General features: G+C 69.6%; 23 protein-coding genes. 10 read left to right on the top strand and 13 right to left on the bottom strand.

Annotated features, from left to right (window positions below; all coding sequences use genetic code 11):
• Window positions 1-22: 22 nt before the first annotated feature.
• Entirely contained in the window at window positions 23-418 is a 396-nt protein-coding gene (locus VGO10_RS13195) for a helix-turn-helix transcriptional regulator (RefSeq protein WP_327469021.1), read from the bottom strand.
• Between the two features lie 128 nt (window positions 419-546).
• Between VGO10_RS13195 and VGO10_RS13190 the strand changes: the two genes are divergently transcribed.
• The gene (locus tag VGO10_RS13190; protein WP_327469020.1) at window positions 547-981 is read left to right on the top strand and encodes a cyclic nucleotide-binding/CBS domain-containing protein; all 435 of its coding nucleotides are present in this window, start codon (window positions 547-549) and stop codon (window positions 979-981) included.
• Window positions 982-1,062: 81 nt separating this feature from the next.
• Here the strand turns inward: VGO10_RS13190 and VGO10_RS13185 are convergent, their stop codons facing one another.
• The 5 genes from VGO10_RS13185 to VGO10_RS13165 all read right to left on the bottom strand — a co-directional run bounded on the left by VGO10_RS13185 (window position 1,063) and on the right by VGO10_RS13165 (window position 6,022).
• Complete coding sequence (locus VGO10_RS13185; RefSeq protein WP_327469018.1) at window positions 1,063-1,296, bottom strand: hypothetical protein; 234 nt, start codon at window positions 1,294-1,296, stop codon at window positions 1,063-1,065.
• Window positions 1,297-1,428: 132 nt separating this feature from the next.
• Entirely contained in the window at window positions 1,429-2,334 is a 906-nt protein-coding gene (locus tag VGO10_RS13180) for a heme o synthase (RefSeq protein WP_327469016.1), read from the bottom strand.
• A 27-nt stretch (window positions 2,335-2,361) separates the two neighbouring features.
• Window positions 2,362-4,062 carry a cytochrome c oxidase subunit I gene (gene ctaD, locus VGO10_RS13175; protein WP_327469014.1) on the bottom strand — a complete coding sequence of 567 codons (1,701 nt, stop codon included), beginning with the start codon at window positions 4,060-4,062 and terminating at the stop codon, window positions 2,362-2,364.
• A 20-nt stretch (window positions 4,063-4,082) separates the two neighbouring features.
• Window positions 4,083-4,922, bottom strand: coding sequence for a cytochrome c oxidase subunit II (gene coxB, locus VGO10_RS13170; protein ID WP_327469012.1), 840 nt, complete (start codon window positions 4,920-4,922; stop codon window positions 4,083-4,085).
• Window positions 4,923-5,224: 302 nt separating this feature from the next.
• A complete protein-coding gene (locus tag VGO10_RS13165; protein WP_327469010.1) occupies window positions 5,225-6,022 on the bottom strand; it encodes an enoyl-CoA hydratase/isomerase family protein in 798 nt (265 codons plus the stop codon).
• Window positions 6,023-6,109: 87 nt separating this feature from the next.
• Here VGO10_RS13165 and VGO10_RS13160 point away from each other — a divergent pair, with 87 nt between their 5' ends.
• On the top strand, window positions 6,110-6,877 hold the full coding sequence (locus VGO10_RS13160) for a gamma-glutamyl-gamma-aminobutyrate hydrolase family protein (protein WP_327469008.1): 768 nt from the start codon (window positions 6,110-6,112) through the stop codon (window positions 6,875-6,877).
• On the opposite strand, the gene VGO10_RS13155 is transcribed toward VGO10_RS13160, so the two are convergent.
• The 3 genes from VGO10_RS13155 to VGO10_RS13145 form a co-directional block, all read right to left on the bottom strand.
• Window positions 6,874-7,410 carry a gamma-glutamylcyclotransferase family protein gene (locus VGO10_RS13155; protein ID WP_327469006.1) on the bottom strand — a complete coding sequence of 179 codons (537 nt, stop codon included), beginning with the start codon at window positions 7,408-7,410 and terminating at the stop codon, window positions 6,874-6,876. The two genes, VGO10_RS13160 and VGO10_RS13155, sit on opposite strands and share 4 nt — an antisense overlap.
• Window positions 7,407-9,533, bottom strand: coding sequence for a hypothetical protein (locus VGO10_RS13150; RefSeq protein WP_327469004.1), 2,127 nt, complete (start codon window positions 9,531-9,533; stop codon window positions 7,407-7,409). Before VGO10_RS13150 ends, VGO10_RS13155 begins: the two co-directional genes overlap by 4 nt.
• A 124-nt stretch (window positions 9,534-9,657) precedes the next feature.
• Window positions 9,658-10,254 (bottom strand): sigma-70 family RNA polymerase sigma factor, encoded by a 597-nt coding sequence (locus tag VGO10_RS13145; protein WP_327469002.1) that lies wholly within the window; start codon window positions 10,252-10,254, stop codon window positions 9,658-9,660.
• Window positions 10,255-10,426: 172 nt separating this feature from the next.
• Here VGO10_RS13145 and VGO10_RS13140 point away from each other — a divergent pair, with 172 nt between their 5' ends.
• Complete coding sequence (locus tag VGO10_RS13140) at window positions 10,427-11,110, top strand: FHA domain-containing protein (RefSeq protein ID WP_327469000.1); 684 nt, start codon at window positions 10,427-10,429, stop codon at window positions 11,108-11,110.
• Between the two features lie 15 nt (window positions 11,111-11,125).
• Here VGO10_RS13140 and VGO10_RS13135 read toward each other — a convergent pair whose 3' ends face one another.
• Window positions 11,126-12,100, bottom strand: a complete 975-nt coding sequence (locus VGO10_RS13135; RefSeq protein ID WP_327468998.1) for a phytanoyl-CoA dioxygenase family protein — start codon at window positions 12,098-12,100, stop codon at window positions 11,126-11,128.
• Window positions 12,101-12,158: 58 nt separating this feature from the next.
• On the opposite strand from VGO10_RS13135, the gene VGO10_RS13130 reads away from it, so the two are divergent.
• On the top strand, window positions 12,159-12,536 hold the full coding sequence (locus VGO10_RS13130; protein ID WP_327468996.1) for a GtrA family protein: 378 nt from the start codon (window positions 12,159-12,161) through the stop codon (window positions 12,534-12,536).
• A 327-nt stretch (window positions 12,537-12,863) separates the two neighbouring features.
• Window positions 12,864-13,463: a hypothetical protein gene (locus tag VGO10_RS13125; protein ID WP_327468994.1), complete on the top strand. Its 600-nt coding sequence runs from the start codon at window positions 12,864-12,866 to the stop codon at window positions 13,461-13,463.
• An 84-nt stretch (window positions 13,464-13,547) separates the two neighbouring features.
• Here the strand turns inward: VGO10_RS13125 and VGO10_RS13120 are convergent, their stop codons facing one another.
• A complete protein-coding gene (locus tag VGO10_RS13120; protein ID WP_327468992.1) occupies window positions 13,548-15,584 on the bottom strand; it encodes a protein kinase domain-containing protein in 2,037 nt (678 codons plus the stop codon).
• A gap of 122 nt (window positions 15,585-15,706) precedes the next feature.
• Between VGO10_RS13120 and VGO10_RS13115 the strand changes: the two genes are divergently transcribed.
• The 5 genes from VGO10_RS13115 (at window position 15,707) to VGO10_RS13095 (ending at window position 19,661) form a co-directional block, all read left to right on the top strand.
• A complete protein-coding gene (locus tag VGO10_RS13115) occupies window positions 15,707-16,639 on the top strand; it encodes a phosphatase PAP2 family protein (protein ID WP_327468989.1) in 933 nt (310 codons plus the stop codon).
• Window positions 16,636-17,772 (top strand): lysylphosphatidylglycerol synthase transmembrane domain-containing protein, encoded by a 1,137-nt coding sequence (locus tag VGO10_RS13110; protein ID WP_327468987.1) that lies wholly within the window; start codon window positions 16,636-16,638, stop codon window positions 17,770-17,772. Before VGO10_RS13115 ends, VGO10_RS13110 begins: the two co-directional genes overlap by 4 nt.
• Before the next feature lie 25 nt (window positions 17,773-17,797).
• A complete protein-coding gene (trxB, locus tag VGO10_RS13105; protein WP_327468985.1) occupies window positions 17,798-18,817 on the top strand; it encodes a thioredoxin-disulfide reductase in 1,020 nt (339 codons plus the stop codon).
• Between the two features lie 88 nt (window positions 18,818-18,905).
• Complete coding sequence (locus tag VGO10_RS13100; RefSeq protein ID WP_327468983.1) at window positions 18,906-19,172, top strand: helix-turn-helix transcriptional regulator; 267 nt, start codon at window positions 18,906-18,908, stop codon at window positions 19,170-19,172.
• A 366-nt stretch (window positions 19,173-19,538) separates the two neighbouring features.
• On the top strand, window positions 19,539-19,661 hold the full coding sequence (locus VGO10_RS13095) for a hypothetical protein (protein WP_327468981.1): 123 nt from the start codon (window positions 19,539-19,541) through the stop codon (window positions 19,659-19,661).
• On the opposite strand, the gene VGO10_RS13090 is transcribed toward VGO10_RS13095, so the two are convergent.
• Entirely contained in the window at window positions 19,658-20,248 is a 591-nt protein-coding gene (locus VGO10_RS13090) for a methylated-DNA--[protein]-cysteine S-methyltransferase (protein WP_327468979.1), read from the bottom strand. The genes VGO10_RS13095 and VGO10_RS13090 overlap by 4 nt on opposite strands.
• Entirely contained in the window at window positions 20,245-20,709 is a 465-nt protein-coding gene (locus VGO10_RS13085; protein ID WP_327468977.1) for a sigma-70 family RNA polymerase sigma factor, read from the bottom strand. The genes VGO10_RS13090 and VGO10_RS13085 overlap by 4 nt, the downstream gene beginning before the upstream one ends.
• Window positions 20,710-20,735 lie beyond the last annotated feature (26 nt).

The following is a 20,735-nucleotide window of genomic DNA, read 5'->3' as shown; positions in this document are numbered from 1 at the left end:
ACTTTTGCCCCTGTCAGAGGGGCTACGCGGCGGCGTTGCTGGGCGTCGCGGAGACGGCGTCGAGCCGCCCAAAGCGCCCGTTTGCGCGGAAATCCGAGGGGGCGATCCCGTGATGGCGCCGGAACGCCTTGGCGAATTGCGCGGGCTGGCGATAGCCGACGCGGTGGGCGACGTCGCGGACGGTCAGGCCACGGATGCGCAGCAGGTCGGCGGCGCGCTCCATGCGCACCGCGGTCAGATGCTCGCGGAAGGTGGTCGAGCCGATCTCGGAATACGCGCGCTGCAGCTGGCGCCGCGACGAGGCGACCCGCCGTGCGATGTCGTCCAGCGACAGGTCCGAGGCGAACTCGGATTCGACGATGGCGACCGCGTCCTCAAAGAGGCTGGTCCGCAGGCGGATGGTGGCTGGTCGGTGCATGGCGTCACGGGGGATACGACGGGCGAGGATTGGTGGATCACCGTAGGGATTGGCGTCTGTGGAGGTGGATGGTAGATTGAGTTTGAGGCAAACGTTGCAAGGGTCAATACACGAAGGAGCGGTCCGGGATGCAGGTGCGTGACGGGATGAGCAGCATGGTCTTGACGATCGGGCCGGGGCACACCCTGCGAGAAGCGTCGAAGGCGATGTCGCAGCGGCGCGTCGGCGCCGCCGTCGTGCTCGACCCCGATGCGGCCGGCCCGGGCATTCTCACCGAGCGCGATGTCCTGGACTCCGTTGGCCTGGGACAGGACCCTGACGCGGAGCTCGTCGGCGAGCACCTGACCAGCAACGTCGTCTACGCCTCGCCCGATTGGTCGCTGGAGGAGGCTGCGGTCGCGATGGTCCGCGGCGGCTTTCGCCACCTCATCGTGATGGAGCACGGCGAGATCATCGGGATCCTGTCGGTGCGCGATGTGGTGCGGTGCTGGACGGATGACGGCGCCATCTGCGACGTGCCTGAGAGCGCCGCTGCGGCCATCGGGGCCGCGCGCCAAGGCTGACCCCGTCCGAACCGCCTGCAGAACGACGGAGGGCGGTCGTCGACCGCCCTCCGAACGCAAGCCAAGGATGAACCGCCGGCGCTAGTGGTGCTCGCTGTCGTGCAGCGGCAGCTCGGCGATGTCGCGCCGCGTGTCGGCCACCCAGCGGATGATCACCCAGAGGGTGAGGATGCCGCCGGCGATTACCAGCGGCAGGCCGAGGGTGACGCCGAGGAGGGCCACCGTGATGCCGATGGTCAGCAGCAGCGGCTGAATCGAGCCGCCGGGAAGGTGGATCTCCTCGCCGACGGGTGGGATCTCAGGATCGCGGCTCATGCGACGTAGATCCAGGCCGCGACGAAGGTCAGGCCGAACATGAGGAAGCACACGGTCCCGGCGATGAGGCCGGTGCGCACGTTCTTGCGGGCGAGGTTGCGGTCCATACGGGTGCGATTCTCCCAGACGGGGCTACAGCTTGACGTCCGCCACCATCGCCACGAACAGCAGCGCGAGGTAGAGGAGCGAGAACAGGTACAGCCGCAGGGCGGCCTTGCGGGTCGCCTGGCGCTGCAGCAGCACGGCGAGCGTCACGAAGGCGACGCCGAGCGCCAGCGAGGCGATCAGGTAGATGGCGTCCAAGCCGCCGCCGCCGCAGAACGGCAGCTGCGTGACGGCGTAGAGCAGGACGCTGTAGAGGACGATCTGGCGGCGCGTCTCGTCCTCGCCGCGGACGACCGGCAGCATCGGCACGCCGACCTTCGCGTACTCGTCCTTCATCAGCAGCGACAGCGCCCAGAAGTGCGGCGGGGTCCAGAAGAAGACGATCGCAAACAGGTAGATCGGCAGGCCGGACAGCCCGCCCGTGACCGCAGCCCAGCCGACCAGCGGCGGCACGGCGCCCGCGGCGCCGCCCCAGACGATGTTCTGCCACGTGCGGCGCTTGAGCCACACCGTGTACATGAGCGTGTAGCCCAAGAAGCCGGAGAACGACAGCGAGGCCGCCAGGACATTGGCCGTCAGCGTCAGCCAGACGAAGCCAAGGACGGCGAGGCCGATCCCGAACCACAGCGCGGTCCGCGGCGCGATGCGCCCCGCGGGGATCGGCCGGGAAGCGGTCCGCTCCATCTGCGCGTCGATGTCGCGGTCATACCAGTGGTTGACGGCCCCGGCGCCCCCGGCGCTCAGGTACCCGCCGATGCACGTGGCGATGATCAGGCCGATCGACGGCGTGCCGGCCACCAGCATCGTGGTGACCGTGGTCAGCAGCAGCAGCGACTGGACCTTGGGCTTGGTCAGCGCCAGCAGATCGCTGGCGAGCTGACGGGCCCCGGTCGCCGGCAGCGCGGCGGCGGTGGTTGCGCGTGACGCCTCCATGGCGGGGCGAGCCTACTCCCTGACCATCTAGTGGGAGTAGACGGGCTCGGGCTCGGGCACGCCACCGGTCTGCATGGCGACCTGACGGCGGATGTCCTTCATCGGCTCGACCGAGCGGATGCGGGGCACCGAGTCGAAGTTGTTGACCGGCGGGGGAGAGGTGGTGAACCACTCCAGCGTGTTGGCCTTCCACGGATCCGGCCCGGCGATCGCGCCCTTCTTGAGCGAGATCAGCACGTTGACCAGCGTGAGCAGGATGCCGACGCCGAGGATGAAGGCGCCGATCGTCGAGATCAGGTTGAGGATCGCGAGGTCCTGGACGTCGGAGTACTCGTAGATCCGTCGCGGCATGCCTTCCAGGCCCGCGGAGTGCTGCACGAGGAACGTGACGTGGAAGCCGATCAGCATCAGCCAGAAGCTGGCCTTGCCCAGCGGCTCGCTCAGCATCCGGCCTGACATCTTCGGGAACCAGTAGTAGAGCCCGGCGAAGATCGTGAAGACCGCGCCGCCCATCAACACGTAGTGGAAGTGCGCGACCACGAAGTAGGTGTCGGTCAGCTGCCAGTCGACGGGGAAGACGGCGACGAAGATGCCGGTGATCCCGCCGACGAGGAACGTGCCGATGAAGCCGACGGCAAACAGCAGCGACGTCGTGTACTCGATCGTCCCGCGCCAGAGCGTCGCGATCCAGTTGAAGATCTTGACGCCCGTGGGCACCGCGATCAGGAAGGAGCTCATCATGAAGAAGATGAGCACCAGCGACGGGCTCGGCGTCGAGAACATGTGGTGGGCCCACACGAGCAGGCCGAGGAAGGCGATGACCAGCGTCGCGGCGGCGATTGCCTTGTAGCCGAAGATCGGCTTGCGGGCGAAGACCGGCAGGACCTCGGAGATGATGCCGAAGCCCGGCAACACCATGATGTAGACCTCGGGGTGGCCGAAGAACCAGAACAGGTGCTGCCACAGCAGCGGCGAGCCCCCGTTCGACGCGTCGTAGAAGTGCGTCCCGAAGTGGCGGTCGGTCAGCAGCAGCGTGACGGCCGCGGCGATGACCGGCAGGGCGAGGATCAGTAGGACCGCGTAGGTCAGCATCGCCCAGACGAAGAGCGGCAGGCGCCCCCAACCCATGCCGGGCGCGCGCATGTTGGCGATCGTCGCGTAGAAGTTCACCGCGCCGACCAGCGAGCTCAGGCCCGTGAGGTGGATCAGGTAGATCCAGGCGTCGACGCCGCCCGACGGCGAGTAACTCGTGTCGCTCAGCGGGGAGTAACAGGTCCAGCCGCACTCCGGCGGGCTGAAGAAGATCGAGGCGTAGAAGACGATGCCACCGGCGGCCAGCAGCCAGAACGAGAGCGCGTTGAGCTTCGGGAACGCCATGTCGCGCGCGCCGATCATCAGCGGCACGAAGTAGTTGCCGAAGCCGGCCATGACCGGCACGACGAACAGGAAGATCATCGTCGTCCCGTGCATCGTGAACAGCTGGTTGTAGGTCTGCGGCGTCAGCAGGTCGTTGTTCGGGACCGCCAGCTGCAGGCGGATCAGCAGCGCCTCGACGCCACCGAGGATGAAGAAGCCGAACGTCAGGACCAAGTACATGATCCCGATGCGCTTGTGGTCGGTCGTGGTGATCCACGACGTCCAGCCCGTCGACGACGAGTCGACCTTGCGCGCGACGACCTGCGGAACAGGCGCGACGTTGGGGCGGGGAGCTTCGATGGTGGCGGCCATGCGGTCAGTCAGATCCTGAGCTACGGGTTCGTGGTGTTGCCGGAGTCGAGCTGCTTGCGCTGCGCGGCGCCCTGCTTCTCGGCGGACTTGATGTCCGCCTCGCGATCGCTGAGCCAGCGCTGGTACTCCTGCACGGACACGGCACGCACGCGGGCGGTCATGTTCGCGTGGTTGCGCCCGCACAACTCGGCGCACTGGCCGAAGAAGACGGTCCCACCCGGCTTGGTCCCGAACTTGCCGGGGACCTTGAACCAGGTGTGGTTGGTGTAGCCGGGGATGGCGTCGAACTTGCCGCCGAGCTTCGGGATCCACCAGGAGTGGGCCACGTCCTGGGCGCCGATGTCGAGCGTCACCGTCGTGTCGACGGGGACGACCATCTCCTCGTAGGAGAACGGCGCGCCGAGGTTCTTGCCGGTCTTGCAGTTGTCGGCGTAGGTGTAGCGCCAGATGTACTGCTGGCCGTTGACGCAGATGTTCAGCGCCTTGCCGTTGGGCGGCAGGCGACGGCTGGTGTCGGCGAGCTGCAGGCCGTCGGGCGAGGAGTCCGGCGGGTTGCGGATGGCGTCGAGCTTGACGAACGTGATCACCGCGAGGACGACCAGGATCAGCGCGGCGCCGACCGTCCAGCCGATCTCCAGACGCGTGTTGCCACGGATCTGGGCAGCGACGCGGCCCTTCTTGGCCTTGAACTTGAAGACCGAGTAGAGCAGCACGCCCTCGACGCCGACGAAGACCACGATCGCGACGGCGAAGATGAACTTGTAGAGCGTGTCGATGTCGTCGGCGTTCGGCGATCCGCCCGACTCCGGCGTGAGGAGATCCGCGCCGGCGACGGGCGCCAGCAGCAGGGCGCCGGTCACGACGGCGAGCAGGGTCAGGATGAAATGGCGCGATCTGCGAGAGGCCGCCACGGATTCCGCTGAAGCAGGTGTCTTGATGGCGCGGCGCGAGGTCATGAGGGTGCGAAGGCGGGAGGTGTCCAAGGCGGCGGGGATTCTATTCATGAACCGGCGTCTGACGGCCGCCGGTTGCGTGAAGCCCGTCCGGCCCGCCCGGCGGCCGCACTCAGTTCGGCACCGTACGGGTTCTCGGGGTCGCCTGCCGGAACGTCAGCGCCCGGTGAAGGCGACTGGGCGCTTCTGTAGGAACGCTGACACGAATGTCAGCGACCGTTGAACACCGGTGGGCGCTTCTGCAGGAACGCTGACACGCCCTCGACGAAGTCGTCGGAGTGCGCCATCTCACGCTGCACCTGGGCTTCCAGCTCCAGCTGGCCGTCCATCCGGGCGTACAGCCACGCGTTGGCCTGGCGCTTGATGCCGGCGTAGGCGGCGGTCGGACCGGCCGCGAGACGGTCGACGAGCGCGGCCACCTCGGCGTCGAACTCGGCGTCGGCGAAGACCTTGTTGATCAGGCCCCACTCGGCGGCTTGGCGCGCGGGGACGCGTTCGCCGAGCATCGCCATCTCGATGGCGCGCGTGAACCCGATGCGCTCGGGCACGAAGAGCGAGGAGCCGCCATCGGGTGCGAGGCCGATGTTGACGAAGGCGAGCAGGAAGTAGGCCGACTCCTTGGCGACGACGAGATCGGCGGTCAGCGCGAGGCTGAGGCCGATGCCGACGGCGGGGCCGTTGACGGCGGCGACGACGGGCTTGGGCATCGTGCGCAGGCCGGTGATGATCGGGTGGTAGCGCTCGGTGAGCACCTTGTAGACATCGGGCCGGCCCTGGGGCGTCTGCTCGTCGGAGATGTCGCGCAGGTCGGCGCCGGAGGAGAAGCCACGGCCCGCGCCCGTGATGCAGACGGCGCGCACGGTCTCGTCATCGCGGACCTCTTCGACGGCGGCGAGCAGGTCGAGCCCGAACTGCTTGTTCCACGCGTTCATGGTTTCGGGGCGCGCCAGCTCGATGGTGGCCGCGCCGCCCCGGCGGTGGATCTTGATCGTGTCGAGCTGGGTCATGGGCGGGGATCTTATGGGGGCTGGCTGTCTGGCCAGCTGGGCGGCCGTGGCGGGACTGCGGTGCGGCTACGCAGTAGCGTTGAAGGTATGGGCGACAGACCAGTGATCGGGCTGTGCGCGGCGCTGGAGCGCGCGCGGTGGGGCGTCTGGGACACGCCGGCGCATCTGCTGCCGCGCGAGTACTCCGACGCGGTGCAGCGTGCCGGCGGCATTGCGCTGCTGCTGCCGCCTGACGCACGGGTGACCGAGCATCCCGATGAGTTGCTGGATCTTCTTGACGGCCTGATCCTCGCGGGCGGGTCTGACATCGACCCGGCTTCCTACGGCCAAGCCGCGCATCCCGAGACCATCAACATCAACCCGGAGCGTGATGCGTTCGAGATCGCGCTGGCGCAGCGTGCGATCGAGCGTGATCTGCCGTTTCTGGGGATCTGCCGCGGGATGCAGGTGTTGAACGTCGCTCGTGGCGGCACGTTGTTGCAGCACTTGCCGGAGAGCCACGGCCACGAGGATCACCGCCGCAACCCCGGCTCGTTCGAGGGCGCCGACCATCAGGTGCGGCTGGCGTCGGGCTCCCTGGCCGCGCGCGCTGCGGGCGAGGAGGCGCACCGGACGCTGAGCCATCACCACCAGGGTGTCGACCGCGTCGGGGAAGGGCTGGTGGTCACCGGCCGCTCGGAGCTCGACGAGCTGCCCGAGGCCGTGGAGCTGTCCGGCTCGCGCTTCGTCCTTGGGGTGCAGTGGCATCCGGAGGTCGATGAGACGAGCAAGCTCGTCGCTGCGCTGGTCGATGAGGCGCGCGAGCGGATGGCGGACATCCGGGAGGCTCGTGCGCGCGGCCGCTCTGCTGCTTAGCCCGGCAGGTCGATCCGCGTGAGGTCGAGGACCGGGAAGGGTGGGTCCTCGGTGCCGGCTCGGTAGCGGGTGAGCGCACCGTCGCCGAGGGCGGCGAAGGCCGTCTCGACCAGCTCGAGGTAGGAGCGCTGGATGGCGATCGGGGCCGTGCCGGCCCTGCCGGCGGCGACGCGTGCCCGTCCGGCTGGGCGGCCGACGTAGGTCCAGACGGTGCCGTCGGGCGCCGGATCGACGAGCGCGGTCACGTCGACGCGCTCGTACTGGCGCTCGCGGGCGTCGAGGGTGGCGAGTCCGGCCGCATCGACGGTCAGCAGCAAGCCGTCGACCCGCGCGCCGTCGGCTTCCTCGAGGTCCAGGAACGTGACGGCGACCGCCGGTCGCGTGCCGTCGGGCAAGGCATACACCTTGTATCCCTGGATCTCAACGGCATTGTCCATCGCGACGCCCCAGACGCGGCGGTGGCCGCGGAGCGTGGCGCGGGCGGTGGCTGGTGCCGCCACGAGGGATGCGTAGCCAAAGATGTAGGTCTTCACGGCTGCGCGATCACGGTGCGCTTGCCGTCGCTCACCAGCGCGACCGACCGCACCTGCGGGGTCCCCACGCTCGACGCCCAATCGGCCTGCGCGACGAACTGCGAGTAGCCCTTCGGCGCGCCGAAGCGGATCGTCGTGTCGACACCCGCCGGGATCTTCCAGCGCCGTCCGCCGGCCTCGACCTGCTGATCGCGGCGCCCGCCGTGGTATCCGATCTCCACCTGTGCGGGCGCGTCGAGCCACAAAGCGCCGGTCATCGCGCGGGCGCAGGTGATCGGCGCGTCGACGCCGACGACGTCAGGGCTTGTTGTGGCGTAGCCGGGTGTGCGGCGCGGGCAGGGCAGGACGATCAGCGACCGCGCGCGCGGGATCGTCGAGGGCTTGAGCTCGACCAGCCGGCCGATGTTCGGGTCCGACGCCGAGCGCAGCTCATCCTGGAAGGTGACGCGCGCCGACGGGTCGTTGATCAGGAAGCGCGACGGTCGTGGACCGCAGCCCGGGCCGAGGACAAGCTCGCCGGAGACCGCGAAGCGCATCGGGCAGACCGTTCCCTGGACCTTGCGCCCCAGCAAGCCCGCCGCCGGCCCGTAGGCCTGCGTGATCTTGCGGTTGAAGAAGTCGATGTCGTCGAACTGCGGTGCGTTCTGGGTGATGCCGAGCAGCGCGACGGGCCCGGACGCGTGGTGGTCGACCCATGCGAGGTCGGCGGGCATGATCGACCGGAAGGACGTGCCGGTCTTGGTCATCTGCCACCACGCGGCCTGGCTCTGGACGGCGAAGACCGCGAGCACCGCGGCGCTGACGATGAGCACCGCGCGCGCCGGAGGTGTTCCGCGCGCGCGCACCAGTCCGATGGCCCAGAGCAGGACGAGCGCGACGAGCGTCAGCCCGATCCCGATGCCAAGTCCTAGGACATAGTCCAGCCGGTAGCTGATGCCCCAGGTCGCGCGCTCCTCGCCGATCATCTGCACCGCGGGCCGCGCGAGGAGCATCAACGACAACAACCCCGAGACGATCAGCGCGGTCCGCGACAGCAGCTTGGGCTGCGCGAGCAGGACCGTCATCAGGATCAGCGCGAGCGGCAGCGCGTAGGTGACATAGCGGTCGATTGCCGAGAGCGCCGGCGGGTAGCCGGCGAGGAAGAAGCCGCTTTGGATGACGGTCGCCAGCGCCGCGGGCCAGAAGACCGCGAGCAGCGGGCCGGTGCGGTCGTCGCGCCAGGCGCGACGCGAGCAGGCGGTGCCCGCCGCGAGCAGGACCGGCGCGAAGCCGCCGACGGCGACGAGCTCGAGCAGCTGCAGGCCGCTCTTGGAGAGGATCCGGTGCAGCGACGGACGGAGGCCGAAGAACCCGCCGTAGTCCCCGGTGACGCCGGGTGCGGCGAGCGCGATGAGCACGAGGCCGGCGAAGCCGATCGACGTGGCGAGAAGATATGCGCGGTGGGCGCGCAGCCGTTCGGCGCGCCGCGTCGGGTCGCGCAGCGCGTCGAGCACGAAGGCCATCAACAACGCGGGGACGAGGATGGCCATCTGGATCCGGGCCCAGGTCGCCAGCACCAGCAGGAAGAAGGCCAGCCAGCCGAGGCGGCTGCCAGGCCTTCGCAGTGCCATCACCGCGACGCAGAGCGCCGCGGTCGTCAGCGGGAACGCGAGGACCTCGGTCACGGTCTCGGCGCTCGTCAGCATCCACGTTCCGGCGACCGAGAGCGCCGCGGGAACAAGCGCCAGCCGCGGTCCGACGAGCTCACGCGCGAGGAGCCAGACCGGGATCAGTTGGGCGCAGAGGACGAGCGTCCCGAGCACTTTGGATGCGTGGTAGGCGTCGACCGACGAGCTGAAGAGACCCCACGCCGGGGTGATGAAGTACACGTACAACGCCGCGGTCTGGCCGATGTGCGCGCCGCGCCAGTCCGTACCGGTCCCATCGGCGAGCCCGCGCGCGAGGTGCGAGTAACGGAACTCGTCCGGGAACAGGACAGGCAGCGGCGACCGCAGCGCCAACACGAGGTACAGCGCGGCGGCAACGAGGTAGAGCCCAACCACCCACGCCCACGGCGACGACAGGAAGCCGGCCGCGCCGGCGCGGTGGGCAGCGGTGGGCTCGGCGGCCCGCGCGGTGCGCATCAAAACGACTCTAGCCAGCGGCCGCGACGACGGGGACGGTCGCGCGAGGATCCGGGTCGCTGAGAGCTGGGCAGGGCAGCTTTCAGCGACCCGGATCGCCGGGGTGGGGCCGTTGCAGCGTGCGCTACGCGGCCGTGCGGCCGCCGACCGCGGCGGCGACGCCCTGGCGCGCGCGGCAGACCAGCGCCTTGCTGGCGCCGGCCGACACGCCGAGCACGCGACCGATGTGGGAGTGCGAGCGGTCCTCGAGCTCGTGCATGACCAGCGCGCGGCGCTGACGCTCGGGCAACTGCTCGACGCCACCGACGACCTCGTGCAGACGCTGGCGGTGGGCGATCAGGGAGACCGGTCCGGGTCCGTGGTCGGCCAGGACGGCCTCGTGAGGGTCGAGGTCGGTCGTGCGGTTGGGCTTGCGCAGCTGGTCGAGGCAGCGGTTGCGGACGATCGCGTGCAGCCACGGGCGCAGCGCGATCTCGGCGTCGTTGCCCTTCATCGAGCGCAGGGCGCGGATGAACGCGTCCTGGACGCACTCCTCGGCGTCGTGGTGGTGGCCGCCGAGGACCTGGCGGGCGTAGGCGGTCAGCTGCGGCTCGTAGCGGTGGACGATCGCGGTGAATGCGGCGTCAGACCCGGAGCGGACGGCGGCGACGAGCGCCTCGTCGGAGGCGGTGCCGGCGCGCGGGGCACGGGCGTTGGGGGAGGAGGAGAGAACCGGGTTCATGTTCACCATGTTCGCGCTGTTCTCAGGTGGCTCCCAGGGACCCCGGGGCTACACGTTCCACACCCAGGTGAGGCCGGCCCACACCTAGGTGTGGGCCTGGTGCTGCGCTGGCGCGGCCGAGGTGCGGGTGGCCTCACCTGGCCGCGCCGACGTGGTCTCTAGGCTGAGAAGCGTGTCTGCCGACGAGTCCCCGCTCGCAGCCCACGCCGCCTCGCCCGCGGAGTTGCAGGAGCGCCTGAGCGCCGAGCGCGACGGCGCGCCGTTCATCGTGCTGCGTGACGGCAACGGCCGTCAGCGTCTGTTGCGTCTCGACGGCGAGCGGCTGAGCGTGGGGCGCGCGGAATCCAACGGCGTGCCGCTGCCGTGGGACACCGAGGTCAGCCGGCTGCACGCCGAGCTCGAGTGCATCGCCGGCGAGTGGACCGTCGTCGACGACGGGCTCAGCCGCAACGGCACCTACGTCAACGGCATCCGGATCTCCGGCCGCGCACGGCTGCGCGACGGCGACACGATCCACATCGGCCGCACCACGCTCGGTTACCGGCGGCCGGATGCTGAGGAGACGGTTGAGCGCACGGTCATCGCGGGCGAGCCCGTCGCGCTGGCCGATCTGCCGGCGACCCAGCGTCAGGTGCTCGTGGCGTTGGCGCGGCCCTACAAGCAGGCCGAGTTCGCGACGCCGGCGACCAACCAGGAGATCGCCGGCGAGCTGCACCTGAGCGTCGATGCGGTCAAGGCGCACCTGCGCTCGCTGTTTCAGAAGTTCGGGATCGAGTCGCTGCCGCAGAACCAGAAGCGCTCGCGGCTGGTGGCCGAGGCGTTCCAGCGGGGGATGCTGACGCAGCGAGACCTATAACTCGGGTCTGGTCTGTCAGCGGTTGCGGCCGCGGCGGTTCATGAGTCCGCGGACGGAGCCGACGAGGCCGCCGCCGCGGCGTTGGCCGGCAGACGAGGGTCCGGAGGGTGTGGTGCCTTGGTCGTGCTGGCGCAGTGCTTCCTCGACGCGTGCGAGCTCCGGCTCGTCTTGTACGCCAACCGGCGGCGCTTCGGGGGCGATGGCGTCGAGGAGGTCGTAGTGCTGGGTGGCGATCCAGGCGGTGCCGTCGGCGTAGGCGGCGTGGCGGGCCCGTTCTGGGCGGTAGGTGAACCAGGACGGCTCGACGTGGATGGGGCAGAGGTGGGCGATGAGCGCCGCGCCCGTGATCGGGGTGTGGACGAAGTCGGCGCTCCAGAGGACGGCGTCGCCGGCGTTCAGGGTGATCGTGTCGCCCGCTGGGTCCTGGCCGAGCCCGGCGGACAGCGCTTCACGGTGCTGCTGCAGCGCGGCGTCGCCGTCCCGCTCGGGGTTGTGGTGGCGGTAGCGGCCGCTGAACGGGGTGGTCGCGATCTCCTGAGAGCCAGGGAAGACCGTGAGCTCGGCGCCGTCCTCGAGCGCGACGGTCGCGGTGACCAGCGTCTCGGGCTCGGCGGCGAGGGCGACGTAGGTGGCGTCGCGAAACGGGCCGTCGTCGGGCGATCCGGCGCTGGCTTCGGTGGCGTCGAACAGCAGCGGGGCGTCGCCGCCGAGGACGTCGCGGGTGAGGAAGCGCACGAGGTCTGGCGGAAGCAAGAGGGTGCGGGCGGCCGGTGAGAGCGCATAGGGGTCGACGGCGCCTATGGGGTGGTTGTCTGGGGGCTGGGCCGTGGCGGCCGCGAGCGAGACGTGCTCGTCGCCGGGACCGCGGACGAGCAGGCCGTCGCGGGCGGTCTCGAGCTCTTGTGCGTAGGCGTCGAACTGATCGGTCGGCGCGGCACCGCGGAGCACCACGTAGCCGTCTCGCTCCCAAGCTTGGCGAAGGTCGTCCATCGCCTCGACAAGGTAGTGAGGCGACGTGAAGAGCGGGCGAACCGGTACACCTAGGGGCGTGGGAAGGTTTCGCGAGCTCGCGCGCTTCGGGTTGGTCGGCGGGTTCAACGCCGCGACGTACTTCGGCGGCTACACCGCCGGGGTCCTGATCGGCGTGCCGTATCTGCTGTCGGCGCTGATCGCGTTCGCCCTGTCGGCCTCGTTGGGGTACTGGTTGCACGAGCACTGGACGTTCAGGGGGCGTACGCCGACGGTGCGCGGGTGGCTGAGCTGGCTGTTGGCCCAGGGCGGGGCGACGGGGTTGAACCTGGTGCTGCTGGCCGTGCTGGTCGACGGGTTCGAGGCTGACAAGATCCTCGCCCAGGCCGTGCTGCTGCCGGTGACGCCCGTGGTGACGTATGTCGTGGGGCGGCGCTGGGTGTTCAGCCGCGCGTGAGACGTGGCATCGGCGGGCTCCGAAATTCGGAAAGTCGTCCGTTGTGCCAATGAGCATCGATGCTTAACGTTCCTGATTGTACGCTGTTAGGCGATGAGCAAAGGCCTATCTTTGCAAGGATTTCATGGTCACCGACGCCTAGCCTAAGACGTGTAGGGCGCTTTGGGGCGCGGGGCTTTGGCTGTTGACATCTGCCTGATGCGACGCGTACAACTAGCTCCGTCGCGGCCCTGGGCGCAGTGTTCAGCCGAGCCGGCGCCGGTGGTCGAATCCATACATCTCGGCGTTGCTGCCGAGAGCTCACCAGGAGCAGTTAAAATGTTGGAGTTGTCGAAGAAGGGCGCTCTGCTCTTTGCCTCGGCCGTCGCGGTGTGCGCGTTTGCGCTGCCGGCGATGGCGTCGGCGGCCACTTGGCACGGGCCGTTTCCCTCGACTCACGTGTTTGACACCTTGAGCACCAGCCCTAGCCAGCTGACCGCCACATCGGGCCCGCCGAACAACTTCGGCTGGGACTGTGGCTTCGCGCAGCTTCACGTTGACATCCTCAGCCCCACGGACGCGAAGATCACTAACTTCGGCGCGCGCAGTTGTCACGGAACTGGGGCAGATGTCAACTGCACTGTCACTCTTACGCCGCAAAGGCTCCCGTGGACTCTGACTAACCCCACGACTCACACGATCACGATTGACGGCTTGCACATCACCGTGCTCTATGAGAACACTCCGGGCAATCCGACGGCGTGCGCGCTCCCCGGCACGGAGACTCTCACTGGGGACTTGCGCAACGGGACTTGGACTAACGCGGGGCACGAGTTCGAGTTCACCAATGCGCCGGGCCTGCTCGTCCATCGCGCCGGAATGTCGATCCCCTTCACTATCACGGGGACTTTCTTTGACACTTCCGGCAACCTGACTATGACTGACTAGAGCCTCAGGAAAGGCGACGCGATGCTGAGGCCGCCGCGGGGGTCGGCTCCAGTATCGCGTCGAGCTGGAAGCCATGGAACGCGCTCAGCCGACGTCGATCCGTGACACCGTCGTGCTCGCCAGGTTCGTGACCCACACGTGATCGCCGTGGGCGACGATCGCGAAGGGGTTGCGGCCGACCGCGATCGGCTCGCCGATCGCCTTGCCGGTCTGTGCGTCGAGGCGGACGACCGAGTCGTCGAGGTAGCTCGCGACCCACACGGTTCCGTCAGACACCGTCAGGTCCAGTGGTCCGCGCACGTTCAGCGCGTCGGTCACCGCGTTGCTCAGCGAGCGGTTGTTCTGGGAGATCGTGCCGTCGTCGTAGTTGGTCACCCAGACTTGGTTGGCGCCGAAGGCGACGCGGTGCTTGCCGAGGCCGATCGGGGTGGACTTGCGGGCGCCACTGGAGGGGTCGATGCGGCTCAGGCGGTCGCGGCGGCGGTTGGGCACCCAGACGAAGCCGCCGCCCGTCGTGATGTCGCCGACGCCCTCCTGGCCGAAGAGGATCTCCTTGGTGTCGCCGCCGCGCGGGTCGACCTTGACGATGGAGGAGGGCGGATCGGTCGTGCGCTTGGCGCGCCGGCCGACCCAGACGGAGCCTTCGCCGGTCACCACGACGACGGCCTCGCCGGAGCCGACGACGCGGTCGCCCTGCACATGGCCCGACACCGGATCGATGCGCACGAGGCGCGCCTGGTCGCCGTTGGTCACCCATAGCGAGCCGAAGCCGGCGGCGACGCTCGTCGTCCCGCTCGCCCACGGCAGCTTGATCGTCCGGCGCGCGCCCTTGCCGTCGGCCGGCAGGCCGATCAGCCGCCCGCTGCGCACGCTGCCGACCCAGACGCGACCGCGGGCGTAGGCGATGGCATTGGGACGCGGGTCGACGGTCGCGGTCTGCCCGACGCGCGCCGTGCCGGTGCCGGCGGGCGTTGTCGTCGTCGGCTGTGACGAGGTTCCGGAGCCGGACTTGTCGTCGCCGCCACCGAGCAAAACGACCACGAGCACCACGATCGCCGCGCCGGCGAGCAGCGCGAGCACCGGCGTGATCCACGTGCGCGCGCCGGCCCGCCCCGGCGAAGCACCCCGTCCTCGTCGATCCGGATCCGGCGCCAGCGCGGTCGGCGCCGTCGGCGTGGCGCTCGCGCCGCCCGCGCCCCCGGGGATCGCCGTCTCATCATCGGCAAACCCACCCGGCGCCGCCGCACCTCGCGCCACCACCCGCTCTGGCGGGGGCACCGGCCCGTCACCAACCGCGGCCAGCGCCGCGCGCCCCAAGTCTCCCGCCGACAGATACCGATCGTCCGGATCCTTCTCCAGCGCCCGCGCGACGACCTCCGCCAGTGCCCCCGGCACCTCGGGCACCAGCGCCCGCGCGTCCGGCGCGACGTCGTTCAAGTGCGCGTACAGCGTCGCCTCATCCGAATCACGCCGATACGGCGCGACGCCCGTCAACACATAGAACAACAGGCAGCCCAACGCGTACACGTCAGCCCGCGCGTCAACGCCTTCACCACGGATCTGCTCCGGCGCGATGTAGCCCAGCGTCCCGACCCAGCGCCCCGAGCCGGTCATCGTCGTCTCGCCAGTCAGCCGCTTGGTCAGCCCGAAGTCCGTCAGATACGCGTGGTCGCGATCGAGCAGGACGTTGGCCGGCTTGATGTCGCGGTGCACGAGCCCGCGCGCGTGCGCGGCATCCAAGGCGTTCCCGATCTGGGCGATGATCGACGCGGCGCGCGCGGGCTCCAGCGGCCCCTCGCGCTGCACGAGCGAGCGCAGATCCTCACCGTCGACGAAGCGCATCGCCAAGAACAACCGCCCGTCGTCCTCGCCGGCCGAGTAGACCGGGATCACATTGGGATGGTCGATCGCCGCGGCCGCACGTGACTCGCGCACGAACCGCTCACGGAACGCTTCGTCGCGCGCGAGCGGCGTTGCGATGAGCTTCAACGCGACAGGACGCTCCAGGTCGAGCTGCTGGGCCTCGTACACCACGCCCATGCCGCCGCGACCGGCGACCCCGGTCACGCGGTAGCCAGCGAAGACGTCTCCGGGCTGCAGCTCGCTGTCGACAGCGCTCAAGGCCGCGACGGTATCGATTGGCGCGGAGCGCACGCGCTGTCGTCGCGGGCGACTTCGTTGCGGCGGACTCCGGCGTAGGCGCCGTCGTCGAGTCCGACCCGCGCAATACACTCCGCCGGCTCGTGCGCCTGTCTTCTGCCCTCCGCGTCGCCGCGTGGGGCGTTGTCGCCACTGGTGTCGCGATCCCGCTCGTTCGCCGGCGTGCGCGGATCCCACCGCCGGTCGTCACCGCCATCGCCGCCTCTGCCCCGCTCGCCCTGAGCGTCGCCCTGCCGCGCTCCATCAAGCGCGACGTCGCGCTGTGCGTGTTGCAGATGTACGCCTACACGGTCACCTACCAGATGCCCAACGACGATCCGGAGGAGCTCGAGCGGCGCGTCCACCTCGACTACCCGGTGCGGATCGATCGTCTCCTGGGCTTTGGCGAGATGCCCAACGTCCGCCTGCAGCGCTGGTTCGCGCAGCCGGGCCGGATTCGCAAGCGCGACCAGGTGCTCGTCTGGTCGCACTGGCTGTGGTTCCTGTTTCCGCACGGGACCGTCGCCTACATCCTGTGGCGCCATCCCGACCGCTTCCCGCGGACCGCGGCGCTGACCTACGCGGTCTTCGACCTCGGCCTCATCGGCTACTGGGCGGTCCCGACCGCGCCGCCGTGGTACGCGTCGCTGCACGGCCGCCTGGGCGAGAGCGGTGACATCGCCATCCGCCGGATGATGGTCGAGCACGGAGAGGCGTTCTGGAAGGACAGCTGGGAGCCCCTTTACAGTGTTTTGGGAGGCAACCCCCTGGCTGCCATGCCCTCGCTGCACTTCGCGACCTCGCTGATGGCTGCGCATCTCCTCACGGAGGCGGGTCCGGTCGAGGGCGCGGTGGGCTGGAGTTATGCGCTGACGCTCGGCTTCGCGCTGGTCTACCTCGGTGAGCATTACCTCGTCGACCTGCTCGTGGGCGCGACGCTGACCGAGAGCGTACGCGCCGCGGCGCCGACCGTCGCGCCCGCCGTCAGCCGCCTGGGCCGCACGCTGCAGGCACTGGAGCGGAAGGCCCGCGGATGACCGCGGAGCCGGCACTCGTCGACGAGGAAGAGGAGGTCGACGACGACGAGGAGATGCCGCTGATCAAGGTCACGCGGCGGACCTTGTTCTTGATGGCGCTCTTCGTGGTCCTGTGCATCGTCTTCCTGACGGCGGTGCTGCCGCAGCTCGCCGGCTTGGGCGACACGTGGAAGCAGGTCAAGGACGGCGACCCGCTGTGGCTGATCGTGGCCGGCGTCTTCACCGCGCTGTCGTTTGCCGGCTACGTCGTCCTCTTCCAGGGCGTCTACGTGCGCGGCGGCTTCCGGCTCACGGCGGTCGAGAGCTACCAGATCACCATGGCCGGCCTGGCCGCCACGCGGGTCTTCGCGGCGGGCGGCGCAGGCGGCATCGCGCTGACGGCGTGGGCGCTGCGCCGCGCCGGGATGCCCAAGCGCGCGGTCGCCGACCAGACGCTCGCGTTCCTCGTGCTGACCTACGGCGTCTACATGGCGGCGGTCGTCGTCGGCGGTTTCGGGCTCTACTTCGGGATCCTGCCGGGCTCCCAGGACTGGGCGATCACGCTGCTGCCGGCGATCATCGGCATCGTCGCGTTCGCGATCGCGCTGCTGGCGTCGCTGACGCCGACCGACCTGCAGCGGCGCTTGGACGGCTACGCCCACCGGCACGGGCGCTGGGCGAAGTGGGCCCAGAGGGCGGCGAACCTGCCGGCGGCGATCTCGTCGGGCATCCGCATCTCGGTCTCCCTCGTGCGCGCGGGTGATCCCGCGCTGGCCGGCTCGATCGCCTACTGGGGCTTCAACATCGCGGTCCTGTGGGCGTCGTTTCGCGCCTTCGGCGAGGCGCCGCCGTGGGCCGTGATCGTGATGGGCTACTTCGTCGGGATGCTCGCCAACCTGCTGCCGCTGCCGGGTGGCGTCGGCGGGGTGGACGGTGGGATGATCGGCGCGTTCGTCGCGTTTGGCGGGGAGTCGAAGGACTCGATCGTCGTCGCGGTGCTCACCTATCGCCTGTTCGCGTTCTATTTGCCGACGATCCCCGGCGCGATCGCCTACTTCCAGCTGCGACGTACGGTTGCCCGGTGGAAGGACGAGCGGCTGGCACGGCGTAACGCCCGTGCGGCGGTCGGTACTATACAAAGTGAAGCGACCTAGGAACCTTGGAAGGACACCAACCAGCATGGCCGACACCATCGAGAACGTCATCATCATCGGGAGTGGCCCTGCGGGCTACACGGCTGCGCTGTACACCTCGCGCGCGAACCTGAACCCACTGGTGATCGAGGGCTTCCTGTGGGGTGGGCTGCTCCAGCAGACGACCGAGGTCGAGAACTACCCCGGCTTCCCGGGCGGCGGCATCGCCGGCCCCGAGCTGATGCAGAAGCTCCGCGACCAGGCCGAGGACTTCGGCACGCGCTTCATCACCGACCAGGCGACGTCGGTCAAGCTGGCCGACGAGCCCGGCGGGATCCACGAGGTCCACGTCGGTCCCGACGTCTACCGCACCCGCACCGTGATCCTCTCGATGGGGGCCGAGCACAAGAAGCTCGGCGTGCCGGGCGAGGCCGAGCTGGCCGGCGCCGGCGTCTCGTACTGCGCGACCTGTGACGCGGCCTTCTTCCGCGACCAGGTGATCATGGTCGTCGGCGGCGGCGACAGCGCGATGGAGGAGGCGATGTTCCTCGCCAAGTTCGGCAGCAAGGTGCTGCTGGTCCACCGTCGCGACGAGTTCCGCGCCTCCAAGATCATGGAGGCTCGCGCGCGCAAGATGGACAACATTGAGTTCAAGACACCGTATGTGGTCGAGGCGATTCTCGACGGCGAGGGTCCGTTCAAGCGCATCGCTCGCCTGAAGCGCTCGGGGACCGACGAGATCGAGGACGTCGCGATCGGCGGCGCGTTCATCGCGATCGGCCACGAGCCGCAGTCAGAGATCGTCGACGGCGTGATCGAGGTCGACGACGAGGGCTACGTCAAGGTCGACGGCCGCTCGACGAAGACCAACAAGCCCGGTGTCTTTGCCGCCGGCGACCTGGTCGACCACACCTATCGCCAGGCGATCACCGCCGCCGGCTCCGGCTGCCAGGCCGCGCTGGATGCCGAGTGGTACCTGCGTGACACGCCGCAGATCCCGACGCCGCCGTCGCTGGCCGAGGGTGATCTGGCTGAGGCGCAGTGGGCGCCGCAGGCGTCCGCGTAGGCCGTAGCCGGCGGGGTTGCCGACCCACCCGATCAGGGGGTAGGATTTCCTCCGGCTTCAGGAGGAGGTGGTGGGTCGGGTGTCAGCCATGGATGTGCTTGCCGAGCTCGACGAGCTGGCGTTCGAGCTTGCGGGCGGCCCGGGGCGTCTCGCCGCCCTCAGCGCGGGTGAGGTCGAGATGCTGCGCCTGATGTCGGAGGGCGCGTCGAGCGCGGCGATCGGCGCGCGGCTGGCGATGTCGGAGACGGCGGCCGCATCGCACGTGCTGCAGATCCTGCGCAAGCTCGGTGCGGCGAACCGGACCGAAGCCGTCAGCCTCCTGCTCGCCACGCCGGCGGCCTCGCGTGCGCAGTAACGAGAGATCCCCGGCGCTGTGACCAGGACTTGCCGGATTGGCAGGGGCAACTTTCCCACGACTGCGGCCTTCTTGCGTTAGCTTCGCAACCGAGAGCTTCGACGCGCCGAATCTCGGCCGACGACGGGTCGAAGGTCCCCTGGGACATGCACCTGCAGCGCGCGCGCCATGTCCTGGCTCACGGCAGTTCACCCCGAGCGATGGTCGGGGGAGAGCGCCACGTCAACGTCCCGGCGGTGGATCCGGAGAAGCCGCCGGGACGTCGACGCATCGCGCGCAAGGAACCTTGCGCTGGGCGGCGAACAACATCGCTTAATACGAATGTGCCGCAACTCGACCGCGGCTCGTGCGTAGAGAGATATAGACATGCAGCCCTCCCCTCATACGTTTCAGTACCCGAAGGTGACGCCGCTCGCGAGCGCCGCCCCGAAGCCGGCCGCCGCGCCGAGCGCCTCCTCCGAGACGCCGTCGCGCCCGCAAGCCGCCTAAAAGGCGATTCCCTCCAGGCGCAGCAGCGCCTCCTTGCGGTGCATGCCGCCGGTGTAGCCGGTGAGCTTGCCGCTGGTGCCGATCACGCGATGGCAGGGGACGATGATCGGGATCGCGTTGGCGCCCAGCGCCCGTCCCGCCGCTCGTGATGCCTTGGCGTTGCCCGCCTCGCGTGCGACATCGCCGTAGCTTGCTGTCTGGCCGAAGGGGATCGCGGCGGTCGCCTGCAGGATGCGGCGGCCGAAGTCGGAGGAGAGCGCCCAGTCGATCGGCAGGTCGAAGGTGGTGCGCTTGCCGTCGAAGTACTCGTCGAGCTCGCGGCGGATGTCGTCGAGGCGCGCCGGGTTCTCGAGGATGCGGGGGCTGAGCTTGGTGGCGAGGGTGTCGAGCACGTTGTCGAGCCCGCCGTTGAAGTCCTCGTAGGCGAGGCGGACGAGGCCGTTGGGCGTCGCGGCCGCGACGAGCGCGCCGATGGGGGAGTCGACGACGGCGTAGGCGACGTCGGGCTGCGCGTGGGTTGCAAAGCGCGCCGCGGCGGCCGCGACGGCGCTGGGGTCGACCTGGGGTGGATGGAGGCGGTTGGTCATGACGTGGGGCTCATCTCGTGGCGAAGCTTCTTGAGGCCTTCGTGGGCCGAGCGCCGGGCCGCCTCCGGTGAGCAGTCCAGCGCGGCGGCGACCTCGGCGTGGCTGAGGTCGCCGGCGTAGCGCAGCAGCACGGCGGCGCGCTGCTTGGGTGGGAGGGCGCGGACGCGCTCCCAGGTGTCGTCGTCTTGGAGGGGCGGGTCGTGGTGAGCTTGCTCGGGCGGCTCGGCGAGTGGGATCGCGTGCCGAGCTTTCGCCCGATGGTGGTCCATTGCCTTGCGGTGCGCGATCGTCATCACCCATGCGCGGTGATTGGAGTCCGCGCGCAGCCGCGGGTAGGCGTTCATCGCCGCCAGGAAGGTCTCCTGGAAGCAGTCATCGGCCCCGTCGCGCCCGACCGACGCCACGAGGAACCGGTAGACCGGCTCGCGGTGCTCGTCGAGGAAGCGCTGGAAGGGGATCACTGCCGGTACAACGCTACGAGGGGCTG

Source organism: Baekduia sp. (assembly GCF_035996765.1).
In the GTDB taxonomy this organism is placed as follows: Bacteria; Actinomycetota; Thermoleophilia; order Solirubrobacterales; family Solirubrobacteraceae; genus Baekduia.
The sequence above is the reverse complement of the archived record's forward strand: the minus strand, read 5'-3'. Positions and strand labels throughout refer to the sequence as shown.

Excerpts from the sequence above, each read along its gene's own strand:
- VGO10_RS13195 (WP_327469021.1), bottom strand. The coding sequence starts at position 418 with ATGCACCGACCAGCCACCATCCGCCTGCGGACCAGCCTCTTTGAGGAC.
- VGO10_RS13190 (WP_327469020.1), top strand. The coding sequence starts at position 547 with ATGCAGGTGCGTGACGGGATGAGCAGCATGGTCTTGACGATCGGGCCG.
- VGO10_RS13185 (WP_327469018.1), bottom strand. The coding sequence starts at position 1,296 with ATGAGCCGCGATCCTGAGATCCCACCCGTCGGCGAGGAGATCCACCTT.
- VGO10_RS13180 (WP_327469016.1), bottom strand. The coding sequence starts at position 2,334 with ATGGAGGCGTCACGCGCAACCACCGCCGCCGCGCTGCCGGCGACCGGG.
- ctaD (WP_327469014.1), bottom strand. The coding sequence starts at position 4,062 with ATGGCCGCCACCATCGAAGCTCCCCGCCCCAACGTCGCGCCTGTTCCG.
- VGO10_RS13165 (WP_327469010.1), bottom strand. The coding sequence starts at position 6,022 with ATGACCCAGCTCGACACGATCAAGATCCACCGCCGGGGCGGCGCGGCC.
- VGO10_RS13160 (WP_327469008.1), top strand. The coding sequence starts at position 6,110 with ATGGGCGACAGACCAGTGATCGGGCTGTGCGCGGCGCTGGAGCGCGCG.
- VGO10_RS13150 (WP_327469004.1), bottom strand. The coding sequence starts at position 9,533 with ATGCGCACCGCGCGGGCCGCCGAGCCCACCGCTGCCCACCGCGCCGGC.
- VGO10_RS13145 (WP_327469002.1), bottom strand. The coding sequence starts at position 10,254 with ATGAACCCGGTTCTCTCCTCCTCCCCCAACGCCCGTGCCCCGCGCGCC.
- VGO10_RS13135 (WP_327468998.1), bottom strand. The coding sequence starts at position 12,100 with ATGGACGACCTTCGCCAAGCTTGGGAGCGAGACGGCTACGTGGTGCTC.
- VGO10_RS13110 (WP_327468987.1), top strand. The coding sequence starts at position 16,636 with ATGACCGCGGAGCCGGCACTCGTCGACGAGGAAGAGGAGGTCGACGAC.
- trxB (WP_327468985.1), top strand. The coding sequence starts at position 17,798 with ATGGCCGACACCATCGAGAACGTCATCATCATCGGGAGTGGCCCTGCG.
- VGO10_RS13100 (WP_327468983.1), top strand. The coding sequence starts at position 18,906 with ATGGATGTGCTTGCCGAGCTCGACGAGCTGGCGTTCGAGCTTGCGGGC.
- VGO10_RS13095 (WP_327468981.1), top strand. The coding sequence starts at position 19,539 with ATGCAGCCCTCCCCTCATACGTTTCAGTACCCGAAGGTGACGCCGCTC.
- VGO10_RS13090 (WP_327468979.1), bottom strand. The coding sequence starts at position 20,248 with ATGACCAACCGCCTCCATCCACCCCAGGTCGACCCCAGCGCCGTCGCG.